Origin of the sequence: uncultured Stenotrophomonas sp., from assembly GCF_963519125.1 — a bacterium.
GTDB lineage: Bacteria > Pseudomonadota > Gammaproteobacteria > Xanthomonadales > Xanthomonadaceae > Stenotrophomonas.
Genome location: NZ_CAUQLJ010000003.1, coordinates 272,033 through 287,944, shown reverse-complemented (window position 1 = coordinate 287,944; position 15,912 = coordinate 272,033). Strand labels below are relative to the sequence as shown.

13 protein-coding genes and 9 tRNA genes are annotated in these 15,912 nt (G+C 65.7%); 8 read left to right on the top strand and 14 right to left on the bottom strand.

The window, feature by feature from the left end; genetic code table 11:
- Positions 1-304 precede the first annotated feature (304 nt).
- The 5 genes from RYM47_RS04145 to RYM47_RS04125 all read left to right on the top strand — a co-directional run bounded on the left by RYM47_RS04145 (position 305) and on the right by RYM47_RS04125 (position 6,859).
- Positions 305-2,563: a PAS domain S-box protein gene (locus RYM47_RS04145; protein ID WP_315386274.1), complete on the top strand. Its 2,259-nt coding sequence runs from the start codon at positions 305-307 to the stop codon at positions 2,561-2,563.
- Between the two features lie 418 nt (positions 2,564-2,981).
- The gene (locus RYM47_RS04140; RefSeq protein WP_315386272.1) at positions 2,982-3,968 is read left to right on the top strand and encodes a helix-turn-helix domain-containing protein; all 987 of its coding nucleotides are present in this window, start codon (positions 2,982-2,984) and stop codon (positions 3,966-3,968) included.
- Between the two features lie 189 nt (positions 3,969-4,157).
- Positions 4,158-6,020 (top strand): methyl-accepting chemotaxis protein, encoded by a 1,863-nt coding sequence (locus RYM47_RS04135; protein WP_315386271.1) that lies wholly within the window; start codon positions 4,158-4,160, stop codon positions 6,018-6,020.
- Positions 6,021-6,150: 130 nt separating this feature from the next.
- Entirely contained in the window at positions 6,151-6,597 is a 447-nt protein-coding gene (locus RYM47_RS04130; protein WP_315386270.1) for a hypothetical protein, read from the top strand.
- 10 nt (positions 6,598-6,607) lie between these two features.
- Positions 6,608-6,859, top strand: coding sequence for a hypothetical protein (locus RYM47_RS04125; RefSeq protein WP_315386269.1), 252 nt, complete (start codon positions 6,608-6,610; stop codon positions 6,857-6,859).
- Between the two features lie 63 nt (positions 6,860-6,922).
- On the opposite strand, the gene RYM47_RS04120 is transcribed toward RYM47_RS04125, so the two are convergent.
- Both RYM47_RS04120 and RYM47_RS04115 read right to left on the bottom strand, forming a co-directional pair.
- Positions 6,923-7,414 carry a hypothetical protein gene (locus RYM47_RS04120; RefSeq protein WP_315386268.1) on the bottom strand — a complete coding sequence of 164 codons (492 nt, stop codon included), beginning with the start codon at positions 7,412-7,414 and terminating at the stop codon, positions 6,923-6,925.
- A 24-nt stretch (positions 7,415-7,438) separates the two neighbouring features.
- Positions 7,439-7,591 carry a hypothetical protein gene (locus RYM47_RS04115; protein ID WP_315386267.1) on the bottom strand — a complete coding sequence of 51 codons (153 nt, stop codon included), beginning with the start codon at positions 7,589-7,591 and terminating at the stop codon, positions 7,439-7,441.
- Positions 7,592-8,182: 591 nt separating this feature from the next.
- Between RYM47_RS04115 and RYM47_RS04110 the strand changes: the two genes are divergently transcribed.
- Positions 8,183-8,932 (top strand): hypothetical protein, encoded by a 750-nt coding sequence (locus RYM47_RS04110; protein WP_315386265.1) that lies wholly within the window; start codon positions 8,183-8,185, stop codon positions 8,930-8,932.
- Between the two features lie 241 nt (positions 8,933-9,173).
- Here RYM47_RS04110 and RYM47_RS04105 read toward each other — a convergent pair.
- Positions 9,174-9,260, bottom strand: a tRNA-Leu gene (locus tag RYM47_RS04105).
- 126 nt (positions 9,261-9,386) lie between these two features.
- Between RYM47_RS04105 and RYM47_RS04100 the strand changes: the two genes are divergently transcribed.
- Positions 9,387-9,767, top strand: coding sequence for a response regulator (locus RYM47_RS04100; RefSeq protein ID WP_315386264.1), 381 nt, complete (start codon positions 9,387-9,389; stop codon positions 9,765-9,767).
- Between the two features lie 7 nt (positions 9,768-9,774).
- Here RYM47_RS04100 and RYM47_RS04095 read toward each other — a convergent pair whose 3' ends face one another.
- From RYM47_RS04095 to RYM47_RS04045, 11 genes are all read right to left on the bottom strand, one after another.
- The gene (locus RYM47_RS04095) at positions 9,775-10,731 is read right to left on the bottom strand and encodes an SOS response-associated peptidase family protein (RefSeq protein ID WP_315386262.1); all 957 of its coding nucleotides are present in this window, start codon (positions 10,729-10,731) and stop codon (positions 9,775-9,777) included.
- A 59-nt stretch (positions 10,732-10,790) separates the two neighbouring features.
- Positions 10,791-10,866 (bottom strand) — tRNA-Glu (locus RYM47_RS04090).
- Positions 10,867-10,923: 57 nt separating this feature from the next.
- A tRNA-Ala gene (locus RYM47_RS04085) sits at positions 10,924-10,999 on the bottom strand.
- Positions 11,000-11,105: 106 nt separating this feature from the next.
- Positions 11,106-11,181: transfer RNA gene (locus RYM47_RS04080), tRNA-Glu, on the bottom strand.
- A gap of 57 nt (positions 11,182-11,238) precedes the next feature.
- Positions 11,239-11,314 (bottom strand) — tRNA-Ala (locus RYM47_RS04075).
- 75 nt (positions 11,315-11,389) lie between these two features.
- A tRNA-Glu gene (locus RYM47_RS04070) sits at positions 11,390-11,465 on the bottom strand.
- Between the two features lie 57 nt (positions 11,466-11,522).
- Positions 11,523-11,598: transfer RNA gene (locus tag RYM47_RS04065), tRNA-Ala, on the bottom strand.
- 124 nt (positions 11,599-11,722) lie between these two features.
- Positions 11,723-11,798 (bottom strand) — tRNA-Glu (locus RYM47_RS04060).
- A gap of 57 nt (positions 11,799-11,855) precedes the next feature.
- Positions 11,856-11,931, bottom strand: a tRNA-Ala gene (locus RYM47_RS04055).
- A gap of 56 nt (positions 11,932-11,987) precedes the next feature.
- Positions 11,988-14,078: a copper-translocating P-type ATPase gene (locus RYM47_RS04050; RefSeq protein ID WP_343229859.1), complete on the bottom strand. Its 2,091-nt coding sequence runs from the start codon at positions 14,076-14,078 to the stop codon at positions 11,988-11,990.
- Positions 14,079-14,191: 113 nt separating this feature from the next.
- On the bottom strand, positions 14,192-14,590 hold the full coding sequence (locus RYM47_RS04045) for a heavy metal-responsive transcriptional regulator (RefSeq protein WP_315386258.1): 399 nt from the start codon (positions 14,588-14,590) through the stop codon (positions 14,192-14,194).
- Between the two features lie 218 nt (positions 14,591-14,808).
- Here RYM47_RS04045 and RYM47_RS04040 point away from each other — a divergent pair, with 218 nt between their 5' ends.
- Positions 14,809-15,879, top strand: coding sequence for a helix-turn-helix domain-containing protein (locus tag RYM47_RS04040; RefSeq protein WP_315386256.1), 1,071 nt, complete (start codon positions 14,809-14,811; stop codon positions 15,877-15,879).
- Positions 15,880-15,912: the final 33 nt, after the last annotated feature.

The following is a 15,912-nucleotide window of genomic DNA, read 5'->3' as shown; positions in this document are numbered from 1 at the left end:
GGGTGGTGGGGGCCGGGGCGCCAAAGCCCACCCCCCGCCCCCGCCCCCCCCACCACCCCCCCCCCCCCCCCCCGGCCCCGGCCCCCCCCCCCCCCCCCCCGGCCGGTGCCGGGCGGCGGGACGGCGGTGGCGGTCGTCCGGCCGGCGGCCGTGGCGCCCCCTCCGGTCCGCGCCCGGGCAGCAGCGCCCCGCCGGCCAACAATGCCTTGGCCGACGCGTTCGCACGGGCAAAGCGGGGCGGCTGAGCGCCTCCTCCCCGTTTCCCGCTGAATACCGGTACGCTGTACCGGCGGCGGGAGACGAGATGACAGATCACCAGGCGGAGCAGGGCGGTCCGGTCCAGGGCGATGCTGCCAGCGATGGCGGCGCCGCGCTGGCGCGTGCGCTGCGCGAGATGACCGAGCAGCATCGACGCCTGGAAATGATCATCGACGGCACCGCGATGGGCACCTGGGAGTGGAACTGCCAGACCGGCCAGATGTGGGTCAACGAGCGCTGGGCGCAGATCGTCGGCTACACCCGCGACGAACTGGCGCCGATCACCCCGGAGACGTTTTTCCGCCTGGTCCACCCTGCGGACCTGGCGCGCTCGGACGCATTGCTGCGCGAGCACCTCGAAGGCCGCTCGCCCCACTACGACAGCCTGTGCCGGATGCGCCACAAGCAGGGCCACTGGATCTGGGTGCAGGATCGTGGCCGCGTCTACGAATGGGACGCGCTTGGCCAGCCACTTCGGATGGCCGGTGCGCATGCCGACGTGACCGACCTGCAGAACGCACTGGAAGACGCCGCCGACATGCGCCAGCGGCTGCAGGCGGTGGTCGACGCCTCCGACGACGTGGCGGTGATCGCGACCGATACGGCCGGGGTCATCAACCTGTTCAACACCGGCGCGGAGAAGCTGCTGGGCTTCCGCGCGGACGAAGTAATCGGCCGGGTCAACCCGGGCCTGTTCCATGACGTGCATGAAGTCCAGGATTTCCTGCGGCCACTGGCCGATGCGGAGGGCCGCCTGCCAACGGTGTTCGAGGCCCTGACGGCGCATGCCGCGCACGGCACGTGGTCGCACCAGTGGACCTTCGTGCGCAAGGACGGCGAGCACCGCCAGGTGCGCCTCTCGATCAGTCCCCTTGATTCGGGCACCGGGCAACGAATGGGCTATGTCGGCATGGCGGTGGACATCACGCCGCTGCTGGAAATGCGCGAGCAGGCGTACGTGGCAGCAGAAAAATTCGCCGGAGCGTTCAACTCGGCAGCGCTGGGCATGGCGCTGGTGTCGCTGGAAGGTCGCTGGCTGGATGTGAACGATGCGCTGTGCGGCATCCTGGGCTATACCCGGGCCGAACTGCTGGACGTCGACTTCCAGACCCTGACCCACCCCGACGACCTGAACACCGACCTCGCGCTGGTCGGCGACCTGCTGGCCAGCCGGCGCGACCACTATCACATGGACAAGCGTTACATCGGCAAAGGCGGCAACATCGTCTGGGGCCGGTTGTCGGTGTCGCTGGTACGCGCACCGCATGGCGAGCCGCTGCATTTCGTTTCGCAGATCCAGGACGTGACCGCGCAGCGGGTCAGTGGCCAGCAGCTGCGCGACTCCGAGCAGCGCACCCGGGTCACCCTGGATGCAGTGGCCGACATGGTGCTGACCCTGGACCTGCACGGGCAGATCCAGTACGCCAATGCGGCAGCCACGCGCGCGCTGGCCGGGGAGGGCGCCACACCGCTGACCGGAAGCCAGGTCCGGGAGGTGATGGAGCTGACCACGGAGTACGCCCCGCGTTCGCCGCTGGACCTGGCGGTGCTGATGGACCCGGACAGCAATGCGGTGGACCTGCACTCGGACCTGCTGCTGTCGGTGGGTGCTCGCCTGTTGCCGGTCGACGTGACCCGCGCCTGGCTGCAGGACGGCGGCGGCCAGGTGACGGGCGCGGTCTGGGTGATCCGCGATGTGACCCAGCAGCGCGCGCGCCAGCGCGAAGCGCGGCACCTGGCCGAAGTGGATCCGCTGACCGAACTGAGCAACCGACGCGGCTTCGAAGCGCATCTGCAGGAGGCCATCACCCGGGTCGCACGCACCGGGCAGTCGGCCTCGCTGATGTTCATCGACCTGGACAACTTCAAGCCGATCAACGACACCCACGGCCACCTCGCTGGCGATGCGATGCTGTGGGCGGTGGCCACCGTGCTGCGCAATGGCGTGCGCGACTCCGACGTCGTGGCGCGGCTGGGCGGCGACGAATTCGCGGTGATCCTGGCCGGCTGCTCGCTGCGGCGGGCACGGCGGATCGCCAGCGACCTGCTCGAAGCGGTGCGCAACCTGAGCGTGCCGTGGAGCGTGGACCGGCTGGTGGTAGGCACCAGCATCGGCATCGCCGCGATAAGCGGCGGCATGAGCGTGGACGCGGCGGTCGCGGCCGCCGACGCGCAGTGCTACCGGGCCAAGGCCTTGGGCAAGAACAACGTGCAGGTGGAAGCGCCGGTGCATGGTGGTCCGGATCCGCTCGACCTCGGCGACGGCGACCTGGAATTCGACAGTACCGAGGGCGGGCCGGGCTGAACATTTCAGGTTTCCGGTCACACTAAAGACAACGCGGGCTCAAGCCCCCCATACCCCGGTCGATACTTTCCCGCAGCAAATTTTCTGCGGTAATCGAATCGTTGTCGAAATTATGTTAAAGCGTGTACCAGTTAACACTCTGGGATTTTCTCTGCCAGATTCACGGAAAAACGCCCTGCAACGAGGCGTTGAACAGTCCCCACCGCTCAACGCCCCGTCGCGAGGCAGGTGAATTCTTACTGTTCAATATTCGCCGCCGCTACGTAAAGTTTGCCAAATACGCGCAAATTCGGCATGACCTATAGGTGTGCATGCGCGCCTTCACGTGTCGTAAAGTAGGTCCCGTCCGCACCGCGGCACTCGGGACGACAGCCTTCCGCCATCGCTTCCCGATTATCTCAACGTATCAATGGAAAACATGCCTGCCCTGATATTCCCGGACTTCGAGGCATATTCAAATTCTGTCAAGGGAATCGACGGCGAGATGCGGGTTACCGGTCACGGCGATGGGGCTTGGCTGTTGAATGTGCTGGAGCTTGGCGAAGTGACCCTGCTGCATGGCGTCGATGGCGCCCCGGTGCTGTACCGGGGTGCGCCGCATGCCGGGCGCTTCGGGGCCTATCTGTCGCTGCCGGGAAGCCAGACCGAGCTCGATGGCCAGCGCGTGGGTGATGACGGCTTCACCTGGCTGGCCCCCCGGATAGAACTGCAGGGCTTCACCCGGGTACCGGCCCGTTTCCTGGCGATCGATTTCACCGAGCGGCTGCTGCTGGAGCAGGCGGCGCGCATCGAGGGACTGGACGTGACCCGGCTGTACCGTACCGGCAACATCGTGACCACCGCGGTCATGGTGGGGCACATCGCCGCATTGGTGCAGCGTGCGTTCGACGTGCGCGAGTCGCGGCCCAACGCCTTCGTCGAAGCTGCTCCGCGCCAGGCATTCGTGGTCCAGCTCACCTCTGCGGTGCTGCAGTGCCACCAGCATGCAGCCGCCGAACCCAGCGTGGCCAAGCGTGGACGCCCGCCGCTGCCGCGCCGGGAGATCGTCCGGCGCGGGGTGGAGCATATCCAGCGCAGCCTGCGCGGCGAGGTGGCGTTCTCGGACATTCCGTTCGCGGTCGGGGCGTCGCAGCGCTCGTTGAACCGGGCCTTCGACGACCTGTTCGGCATGGCGCCGCACCACTTCTATCTGATCGAGCGCCTACACGCGATCCGCAGCGCACTGCGTTCGGCAAAGCCCGGTGACACGGTGACCGGGATCTGCTCGCGTTTCGGCGTGGGGGACCTGGGCCGCATGGCAGCCCAGTACGCGCGCATGTTCCAACTGCAGCCGGCGCAGGAGCTGGCGCGTGCGGTGGGTGCAAAGCCGGCCGCGGGTACGGCCGGGGCAGGGCGGCGGCGCTGAAGGCGTAGGTAAACCTAAAGTTTTTCCGGTAACAGCCGCTGACATGGGGGCAGTCAGCGATCTTGCTTCATCCCACGGAAGGAACGTCACCCCACGACGGTCTTCGTGAGTCCCCAAGCGTATTGCGCACTACATCGGGCATGGGGCCCGGCGTAGCCCATTGAGCTTGTTGGAACCGAGGAATCACCGATGTCCACCGCAGCCATTCAGCCAACGGCGGCCGCTCGCAGCAGCGATCCAGTAACCACCTCATTGTTGCGCTCGCTGGGCGCGCTTGCCTTCAGTCCGCGCACGGCCCGCCAGGCCAGTGCAGCGCTCACGCTGCGCAATGCCGAGCTGGAAGCCCAGGTCGCCGCGCTGCACCGCGTGCAGGCGGTGATCGAGTTCGACCTCGAAGGCACCATCCTGCAGGCCAATACCAACTTCCTGCAGACCTTGGGCTACACCCTCGAGGAGATCCGCGGCAGGCATCATTCGATGTTCGTCGACCCCGAACACGTGCGCAGCACCACTTACCGCGAGTTTTGGGCGCGGCTCGGGCGCGGCGAGTTCGACGCCGGCCAGTACCGGCGGCTGGGCAAGGGCGGCCGCGAGATCTGGATACAGGCCTCGTACAACCCGGTGTTCGACAGCAGCGGGCGTCCGGTGAAGGTGGTCAAGTTCGCCACCGACATCACCGCGCAGCAGATGCAGGCCGCCGACTTCGCCGGCCAGCTGGCCGCGATCAATACCTCGCAGGCGGTGATCGAGTTCAGCCTGGACGGTCGCATCCTCTCGGCCAATGACAACTTCCTGGCCGCGCTGGGTTACACGCTGGACGAAGTGCGCGGCGAGCATCACTCGATGTTCGCCGAGCCCGAGTACGCGCGTGGCGATGCGTACAAGCAGTTCTGGCAGAAGCTGGGGCGTGGCGAGTTCGATGCGGGCCAGTACCGCCGCCTGGGCAAGGGGGCGCGCGAGGTGTGGATCCAGGCCTCGTACAACCCGATCTTTGACATGAACGGAAAGCCGTTCAAGGTGGTCAAGTACGCCACCGACATCACCGCGCAGGTGCGCGACGCGCAGGCGCTGGCCGCCGCCGTGGCGCAGACCCGCGAGGTGGTCGGCGCCGCGCAGGCCGGCGACCTCAGTCGACGCATCGACACCACCGACAAGACCGGTCAGATCGCAACGCTGTGCGAGGGCGTCAACGCCATGGTCGACACCATGGGCAGCATGATCGGACAGATCCGCGTCGCTGCCGATGCCGTGGCGCTGGGCGCCAGTGAAATCGCGGTGGGCAACAGCGACCTGTCGCAGCGCACCGAGCAGCAGGCCGCGTCACTGGAAGAAACCGCAGTATCGCTGCAGGGCCTGACCAGCACGGTGCGCCAGAGCGCCGACAACGCGCGCCAGGCCAGCCAGCTGGCGGGCGGTGCAGTGGATGTCGCCGCGCAGGGTGGGCGGGTGGTCAACGACGTGGTCGCGACCATGGCGCTGATCAACGCCTCGTCCAGGCGCATCGTCGACATCATCGGCGTGATCGACGGCATCGCCTTCCAGACCAACATCCTGGCCTTGAACGCGGCGGTCGAAGCGGCGCGGGCCGGCGAGCACGGGCGCGGGTTTGCCGTGGTCGCCGCCGAAATCCGTTCGCTGTCGCAGCGTTCGGCGGGCGCGGCCAAGGAGATCAAGCAGCTGATCGACGACTCGGTCGACCGCGTCGGCACCGGCACCGCGCAGGTGGAAAGTGCAGGGCGCACCATGGAGGAGATCGTGGCCAGCGTCAAACGCGTGGATGAACTGATCGCGCAGATCAGCGTCGGCGCGCAGCAGCAGAGCGACGGCATCGTGCAGATCAACCAGGCGGTGGAGCACATCGACCAGAGCACGCAGCAGAACGCAGCGCTGGTGGAAGAGGCTTCGGCGGCAGCGCGCAGCATGGAAGAGCAGGCGACCCAGCTGCTGCAGACCGTGGCTGCATTCCGCGTTGACGGTGCGGTGGCCCAGGCGCTGCAGCATGCGGCGCAGTCGGGTAGCCCGGGTGGGACGCCGGTGTTGCGGTTGGTCTGATTCGTTGGATGAGCAAAACGGCCAGATTGATTGATCTGGCCCTTTCTTGTCGCAGGGTGTGGAACGTGAAGTTGGCTTGGTTGCTGAGGTAATCTCTGGGCACCAACTTATATCGTGCCGAAGGATGGCCATGTCCAACGGGTTCAAGTGGTGCTGTCTGGCATTTCTGCTGGTCGCGCGCACCGCCAGTGCCGGCGAGGGGCCTATCGCTGGTGATGCACAGTACTTCAAGGGAGGGCGCAGCGTTGGGCCGCTGATTGAGGTGCCCATGGACAAGCTGGGATTGAACCCCTACGCGCGCGAGAGCACGGCGCATCAGTTCGTTCGGGACCGCAACCTGCAGGGCATGGTTGGATCTGCTGTGGGATCGTCGGATCTCATCATGGCAGTCACCACGCCGGAAGAACGCAGCCCGTTGGTGGATCGAGGTTCGTCCAGCGAGGGCGTATTCGCCAAGGTCGTGTTCCATGACGGCTCGAGCGTGGTGATCCGTGTGGACCAGGATCATGCGAACGGGCGCTATGAGCGCGGTAGTGCGCGCTCGGCTGCTGGAGTGGGGTTGGCCGACGGCATTTGAGGGGGAGCCGTTGATCGCCGCTGTGACTCTGGCGGAATCGCAGGTGATCCCGAAGAACCCGGGGGCATCGTTCGCCAGTTTTCCGCGTCAGGCATCCGTGCGCAGCAAAGGCGAGGCGCTGGCTGCACAGTGGGAGCGCGAACAGCCGGCCGACCTGCTCCCGCCGTTGGTGACGGAGGAGGAGGCGAAGACCGCCCGAGGTACACCCGCTAGCACCGCAAGGGGTGCTGGGATGGCACTGCTGGAAACGTTGAAGGGCTAAATGAGAATGCCCCCGCCGATGTACTGGCGAAGGCATTTTTTTGCTGGAGCGATTCAGTGGCTACTAGAACGGCAGGTTTCGAATGTCATCAATGAACCGACCGGCCGTGATGAAGTCCCCGGCGAACGCTGCCCGGTAGAACGCTGGCGGCAGCGTGGGGTCTACACCGCTGGTCTGACGAACGCTGTTGAAAAGCAGTTCCACCGTCGCAAGACGCTCCATTGCAAGCCTCGGCTTGTATTGAGTCAGAATCACAAGGTCATTGGGGTCCGCACCACCATGCACCAAGCGCTCCACGAGCCGAACGACCGCACCGCGAAATGCACGGCGGGACCGCGCACTGCCGACTTCGAAGGCCCGGCCGAGCACGAGCGCACCGGCCAACGCCGTAACACCGCCGGGCGTGACGAATCCGGCGAGGCACGCAATGCCACCCACGGCGACCAGCGCGCCGCCGAAAGAGAACCTGCCGGGCACCGCACGGACGGTATTGATGATGCCGGGGTAGCGGTCGATATGGGCGAGCAACGCATCACCGGGCTTGGTCATGGTCATTTGGTTGTTGTCTTGGGAAAGTAGTTAGCGGATCGCAGCGAGGTAAGCTTTAGCCCGGATTGCGAGGCGGACGTCACGACGACGGCGGTCATCGTCCGTGGGTACGTATTCGACCATCTTGGCAAGGTGCAGCAACGTCGCCTGATCCACCACGCCGGCAGTGGCGAGGATCGACACGATCAACGCTGTGCGCATTGACGCGCGCGGGCCGAGGGCTATGGACATAGCTGTCATGGATCGGGCGAGACGAGGGGCGCTCATGAGCGGGCCTGCTGGCGGGAGGTCGCTTTGACTGCTGGTGCGGCGGGGAGTTCTACGGCGGGTGAATCCGCCCAAATCGGCAAAGCTGCCCCGAAGGAGTCGAGCAGGGAAGCGCCCTTGTCCGTCAGTTCGGCCAGCCGGCGGCGGCAAGCGCTTCAAAGGCAGGGGCCAGTCCTCAAGCGATTGGAGTGTCATTGAATTTTCGGCGTGGATGTCTGACAACGGGAACAATCCCCCCACAATGGCCTTGGAGGCGTTCATCGAAGTTGCGGAGATGGGTGTGCTTTTGGAAGCTACCGGTGGAAAAGGTTGTGCAAAGCAGCAGAAAAGGAAAACGCCAGGTCTTTAGATTTGGCGTTTTGGATTCCATGGCTCCGAAACCAGCAGGCCCGTGCCGCCCTGCGGTGACCGTGGTAGCGTTTCGGTCGGTGGGTAAGTACGTGCGCGGCGTGACCGGGTCGCCAGCCATCTGATACGGTTTCGGCATTGCCGACGTATCCAACTGATATGACCGAGAGCGAGCAGCGCATGGACGAGCTGGAGAACGCAACAAGGTTCTTCCTGCGCCACTTTGGCACCGTGCCGGTGTTCGAAGACCTTCCGACGAACAGTCGCCCTGACTTATGCGCCTTGTTCGAAGGGAAGCGCATCGGCATTGAAATGACTATGGCGGTCGATTCGGACGCTGCGGTACACGACAGCTTCGCTGAAAGAGTCTTGCAAGCGGCGAAGGACCAGCATGCAGCTCGTCAGAAAGACCGTCAGCACCTACACGGCAGAGTGATCGTCACCCTGCAGTCTGGCTACAACCCGCGCACGGCTCGGAGGAACAGTGTAGGTGCCCTGTTGGGAGACCTTGTGGCTGATCGCTGGCCTGTGGGGAAGGAGGTGGCGATTCTCCACCCCGACGACATGCACCCGGAGGTCGCGGGAGTCTTCAAGGAGGTGCGCGCTTTCAGCAGCGAAGGTGCCACCTCAACACAGTGGGAGACTGCCACGGCGTGGTCTGTGCAGCCAATTAGCGTAGAGCGTCTGCAGCCGATCATTGATAAGAAGAACAGGTTGATTGCCGACTATCGCCGAATGGAGTGCGACGAACTGTGGCTGCTGATCTACGCCCGGGCGGGGAAGATTGCCGAAGCGTGGGATGAAGCTGTGGGCTTCGATCCCACTGAACTGCAAAGCGCCTTTGACCGCACGTTCTTCTACGACTTCTGGCGTAGCCACGAACTGCCGGCCCGTCGTCTCAACGTCTGATGACGCCCATCGGTAGTCTTCCTCCATTAAGACCACCGACCACGACAACGCCACCCTCCCAGTCCCCCACGGGCGCGCAGAGCGCCCTGGAATGTTCGGCCACAAGTGGTTGGGGCTTGACCCAGGACGGCTGATGAGCAAGTCGAAGCCCAGCGGAAGAAGCGCGCCAGCGCCGCAGCGGAATAGCGCGGTGACGAAAAAGCAAAAGGCCAGATCGCGGGATCTGGCCTTTTGGATTCCATGGTGCCGAAGGTGGGACTCGAACCCACACGCTTTTAAGGGCGGCGGATTTTGAGTCCGCTGCGTCTACCGATTCCGCCACTTCGGCTGGCTGGCCGCGCAGTGTATACAAACCGCGGCCAATTGGCGAGGCCTGAATCGTTCACCTTGGCCCCGGCCTTCATCTGGCCGCGACGCTATACTCATGGCGCTGAACCATACAGGGAGAGCCGGGATGAACGCGCTGCAGGGCCTGCGGATACTGGTGGTGGAAAACGACGAGATGAGTGCGTCGCTGTTGGACATGCAGCTGGTGCAACTCGGTGCCGTCGTGGTGGGCATGGCGTCGGGGGTCACCGAGGCCGTGCAGCGGGTGAAGGACCATGCGCCACAGGTGGTGCTGCTCGATTACCGCCTCGCCAACAATGAAACCAGTGATCCGGTCGCCGAACTGCTGGCCGCGCGCGGCATTCCGTTCGTAGTGGCTACCGGGATGGCGCCGCATCAGCTGCCGGACGCATTCCGCGCCGGCGTGGTGCTGGTCAAGCCGTACCTGGGCAAGGAGCTGGAAGCGGCCCTGCTGAAGGCGCTGCACGGCAACCCCGTCGCCAGCTGAGCATGCCTTACGCAGCTTCTTCGTAACCCAGCTCAACCGGCTCGCGATCGTCGAGGATCCGGTACAGCGCGCCCAGGTCGTCCGGGTCGGGATTCAACCAGGCATCCAGGTTTTCGCGCCGGATCGGCACGATGCAGCGGTCGTGTCCGGCTTCGGCCACGTCACGCGGTGGTTCGTCGGTGATCGCCGCGAACGACAGCAACCGGCCCTCGGGTCGCTCCCATTCCGACCACAGGCATGCGATCAGCAGGTCGCGCTGCGGCCGGGGGCGGAATTCCAGCACCACATTCTGTGCGCTTTCGCCCGGCGCAAGCGTGCGCTGTTCCATGGCATGGCGCGGCACGTGTTCGTAGAACGACTGCACCACGACCACGCCGTGGTGGTGACCGAAGGCATTCTTCCAGTACGCCTCCAGGCTGTCGCGGCGGGCGTTGTAAGTGCCGGGGTAGAGCGCGTCGTTGCGCGCGGGTTTGTCCGGCAGGCGGCACTGATAGCGCATCGGCTTGATGACGCGCTGGCCGTGCTCGGAGACGATCACCGGCGCGTACACGCCCGGGAAGATGCGGCTGTCGCGCGGCAGCAGACCGCTGCGGTGCAGGTCGGCCAGGCGCGCCTGCGCGCGATCGATCCGGTTGCCGGCAATGCGGATCTCGTTGCGTGCCTTCTGGGTGGGGCGGTGCGCCAGGCTTTCTTCGGCCTGCTTCAGGCGTGCGCCCTGGACGCGCAGCTCCTGGTCCAGCGTCTGCATTTCTTCGGTGTGCCATTGCTGGATTTTCGCCACGATGTCCTGGCCCAGCGGCGTGCGTGCGCCGACGAAGCCGTCGTCCATGGCCTTGGGGGTTTTGGGGCGCTGCTTGCCGGCGTCGTGCGCGTAGAGCTGTGCGAATTCGTCCAGCGACAGGGTGGCGCCGAACTCTCGGACCAGCTTGGTGTAGTCGGCGCGGATCTGGGCGGAATAGCACATGGGCCTAGGCTACCAAAACAAAAAGCCCCGACCGAAGTCAGGGCTTTTTGCTTCTTGATTGGCGTCCCCACGGGGATTCGAACCCCGGTCGCCACCGTGAAAGGGTGATGTCCTAGGCCTCTAGACGATGGGGACGCACGAAAACTTGAATTTTGATGCTGCATCCATCCGATCGGCCTAATGACCGGATGTTGGTGGAGCCAGGCGGGATCGAACCGCCGACCTCCTGCATGCCATGCAGGCGCTCTCCCAGCTGAGCTATGGCCCCACGGTGATGCTGCGAGCCGCCTATCATAGCGGCTTTGGTTGGGAATGCAAACAGATTTTTGAGCGGACACAAAAAACCCCGGCATTGCCAGGGTTCTCTGCGTTACTGGCGTCCCCACGGGGATTCGAACCCCGGTCGCCACCGTGAAAGGGTGATGTCCTAGGCCTCTAGACGATGGGGACGCACGAAAACTTGAATTTTGATGCTGCATCCATCCGATCGGCCTAATGACCGGATGTTGGTGGAGCCAGGCGGGATCGAACCGCCGACCTCCTGCATGCCATGCAGGCGCTCTCCCAGCTGAGCTATGGCCCCACGTTGGTACCGCGAGCCCACCATCATAGCGTTGATTTGCCTGAATGGGAAGCCGGGGCCTTGCAGTCTGATGAGTGGCGTCCCCACGGGGATTCGAACCCCGGTCGCCACCGTGAAAGGGTGATGTCCTAGGCCTCTAGACGATGGGGACGCACGAAAACTTGAATTTTGATGCTGCATCCATCCGATCGGCCTAATGACCGGATGTTGGTGGAGCCAGGCGGGATCGAACCGCCGACCTCCTGCATGCCATGCAGGCGCTCTCCCAGCTGAGCTATGGCCCCACGATGCTGGAGGCCGAATTCTACGCGGATGTGAAGAGTTCGCCAAGTGTTTTCTGCATGCGCGAAGCAACTGCGACGCAAACAAAAAGCCCCGACCGAAGTCAGGGCTTTTTGTTTTTGTAACTGGCGTCCCCACGGGGATTCGAACCCCGGTCGCCACCGTGAAAGGGTGATGTCCTAGGCCTCTAGACGATGGGGACGCACGAAAACTTGAATTTTGATGCTGCATCCATCCGATCGGCCTAATGACCGGATGTTGGTGGAGCCAGGCGGGATCGAACCGCCGACCTCCTGCATGCCATGCAGGCGCTCTCCCAGCTGAGCTATGGCCCCACGTCGTGAGGAGCGGAATCATAGCGACGCTGTTTTCGAATGGCAAGAAAAAACTGTCATGCATTCGACACACGCTGATGGCGCAGCCGCAGCGCGTTGCTGATCACCGACACCGAACTCAGGCTCATTGCCACCGCGGCGAACATCGGCGACAGCGTGATGCCCAGCGGATACAGCACACCCGCGGCGACCGGAATGCCCAGCCCGTTGTAGAGGAACGCGAAGCCCAGGTTCTGGCGCATGTTGCGCACGCTGGCCGACGACAACTGACGCGCGCGCAGGATGCCACGCAGGTCGCCCTTGACCAGCGTCACCTGCGCGCTCGACATGGCCACGTCGGTGCCGTTGCCCATTGCGATGCCGACATTGGCGCTTGCCAGCGCAGGTGCATCGTTGATGCCGTCGCCGGCCATCGCCACGACGCGCCCCTGCGCCTGCAGATGGCGGATCAGGTTGGCCTTGTCGGCCGGGCGCATTTCGCCGTGCACCTCGTCCAGGCCGAGATCGCGCGCGACTGCTTCGGCGGTGGCAGTGCCATCACCGGTGGCCATCACGATGCGGATGCCGTCGGCGTGCAGCTGTGCGATCGCCTCGGCGGTTGAGGCCTTGATCGGATCGGCGACCGCGATGATGCCGGCGAGGGCGCCCTCGACGCTGAGATACATCACGCTGGCCGCCGCAAGGCGCAGGCGGTCCGCGTCCTCCCGTACCGGTTCCAGCGCGATGCCGTGCTCGCGCATCAGGGTGGCATTGCCAAGCAGCAGCGGCTTGCCTTCCACGCTGCCGCGCACGCCCAGCCCGGTGAGTGAATCGAAATCGTCTACTGCGGCCAATACCTGGCCACGTGCGCGTGCCTCGGCCGTGATCGCCGCCGCAAGCGGATGTTCGCTGCCTTGGTCCAGGCTGGCGGACAAGTGCACCACCTGGTCCGCGTTGAAGCCAGCGACGGCAATCGCTTCGCGGAAGACCGGGCGGCCCTCGGTAAGGGTGCCGGTCTTGTCCACCACCAGCGTGTCGACCGTGCGCAGCGCCTCGATCGCTTCGGCGTCGCGGAACAGCACGCCGTGCTGCGCGGCGCGACCGGTGGCGACCATGATTGTCATCGGCGTGGCCAGGCCGAGCGCGCAGGGGCAGGCGATGATGAGCACCGCCACTGCGCTGAGCACGGCATGCGTCCAGGACGGCTCCGGTCCGAACAGGCCCCAGCCGAAGAAGGTCAGCACCGCCACGCCGAGCACCGCCAGCACGAACCAGTACGCCACCTTGTCGGCCATGCGCTGCATCGGCGCGCGCGAGCGCTGTGCCTGCGCCACCAGCTGCACGATCTGCGCCAGCATGCTGTCATCGCCCAGTCGCTCGGCGCGGATGACCAGGCTGCCGGTGCCGTTGAGGGTGGCGCCGATGACCGCATCGCCGATGGTCTTGGCCACCGGTACCGGCTCGCCGGTCAACATCGATTCGTCCACGCTCGAGCGACCTTCCAGCACGCTGCCATCGACCGGCACCTTCTCGCCGGGCCGCACGCGCAGGCGGTCACCGGGTTGCAGGGAGGCGATTTCCACGTCTTCCTCGTGGTCATCGTCGCGCAGCACGCGCGCAGTCTTCGGTGCCAGCCCGAGCAGTGCCTTGATCGCCGCCGAGGTCTGCGCGCGGGCACGCAGCTCCATCAGCTGGCCGAGCAGGGTGAGCGAGATGATCACCGCCGCCGCTTCGAAGTACACGCCGACATGGCCATGCTGCTGGAAGGAGGGCGGGAACAAACCCGGCGCGACGGTCGCCACGACGCTGTAGCCGTAGGCCGCCAGCACGCCGGTGCCGATCAGCGTCCACATGTTGGGGCTGCGGTTGCGGATCGACTGCGCCCAGCGCTGCAGGAACGGCCAGCCGGCCCACAGCACCACCGGGGTGGACAACGCGAACTCGATCCAGACCCTGACGGACGGGGACAGTGCGTGCAGCAACGGCGTCATCGCCAGCATTGCCAGCGCGAAGGTGGCGACGCTCAGCGGCAGGCTCCACCAGAAGCGCCGACGGAAATCGGTGAGCTCCGGGTTCTCGCCGTCGTCCAGGCTGGGCATCATCGGCTCCAGCGCCATGCCGCAGATCGGGCAGGTGCCCGGGCCGTCCTGCACGATTTCCGGGTCCATCGGGCAGGTGTAGCGGGTGCCGGCTGGTACCGCCGAGGCGGGGACGACCGGTTTCGCTGGATGTGCCGAGCAGCAGCTGTGTTTCGGTGCCGGGGTGTGCTCGTGCGGAGCGTTCATGCGCGCGGCTCCGTCAACGCGCCCAGGATCGGGCACTGTTCCAGCTCGCCGTGGCCCGGGCATGCGTCCACCAGCTGCCCGAGCGCGGCCTGCATCCGCTGCAGTTCTGCGATGCGCTGCTGGATGTCCTGCAGCTTGTGCACGGCGGTTTCGCGGACCTGGGCCATGTCCTGGCCACGGTGGTCGCTGAGCCGGAGCAGTTCGCCGATCTCCTCGAGGGTGAAGCCCAGTGCCTTGGCCCGGCGGATGAAGCGCAGCCGGATCAGGTCGGTGTCGGAAAAAACCCGGTAGCCGCCGGCACTGCGCTGGGCAGTGGCCAACAGGTGCTGGCGCTCGTAATAGCGCACGGTGTCGATGGGCACGCCGGCCTGGCGTGCGAGCTGTCCTATGTTCACGGCGGTCTCGCAGGGGGGAGCACGCGCACAGTGTGGACCCTGGAGTCGGGTCAAGAGTCAAGGGTTTGCCGCATTCGGCCGGATGTCGTTACCGGGCCGGATTTACAACTTGTTTCATAGCTGCATCGGAAGTGGCTCCGTACGCTCCCTCTGAATCGCCGCCAAGCCTTGATCCAGCAGGGATTGCCGGTCTCAGTAGCCGTTCCAGGAGCGCCGTCATGGATGCATCTTTCCCCACTTCATCGTCGACCCCCAAGCCGACCTCGCCGACCCTCATGGAAGTCGCGGTGCTCGAATACCCCGGCAGCCTGCGCGCTGCCGCGCCGGTGCTGTCCGAGCTGGCCCAGCGCTGCAACCGTACGGCGGCGGCAGGCAAACGTACGGGCGCGCGGATGCTGGTGACGCGCTGGACGCTGTCCACGCGCGGGCACGGCATGCAGCGCGTGGCCGGGGCCGAACTGTTCGGCGACGCCCCGCCCTCGGTGATCGTGGTACCGGGCAACGAGCCGAGCTGGCCGCTGATGCAGTGCGACGACCGCATGCTGACCTGGCTGCGCGACTGCCATGACGCCGGCAGCCTGCTGGCCGGTTGCGAGGAGGGCGGGCTTCTGCCGGCCTCGGCCGGCATCCTGACCGGCCGCTCGGTGAGCCTGCCCGACCTGTCGCGCTGCCCAACCCTGGCCGCGGTGGTGCCGAGCTGGCAGCCCAGTGAGCGCTCCCTGGTTGACGATGGCGACCTGCTGACCTCCTCCGGGCCTGACGCGTGGAAGTACATCAGCCTGCGCCTGCTGGCCAGGATCTATGGCCAGAGCGTGATGAGTGCGGCGATCCAGCAGCTGCAGCTGGTCATTCCGCGCGGCGTGCAGGAAGACCTGGAGCGGTTCAGCCCGAATTTCGCCCACGGCGATCGCGGCATCCTCAAGGCGCAACGTTGGCTGCACAGCATCGCGGCGCGCGGTGTGACCCTGCAGGACATCTGCGATGCGGCCGGGCTGGAGCCGCGCACGCTGCAGCGGCGTTTCCTGAAGGCCACCGGCCTGCGCCCGATCGCGTACTGCCAGCGCCTGCGCATCGCCAAAGCGCAGCTGCTGCTGCAGGGCGGCGGCGCGGTGGACGAGGTGTCCTGGGCGGTCGGGTATTCTGACCAGAGCGCGTTCCGTCGCCTGTTCCTGCGTATCGTCGGGGTGACCCCGGCCCGTTACCGTCGGCAGATCTTCGCGCAACGCCGCGAGCGCATCCGCAATGCGCTGCCGCATATGCAGGGCGAACCGCTGCGGCCCGCCGCCTGAACTTCAACACTGCGTTGCCTGCATCCGGCTGCA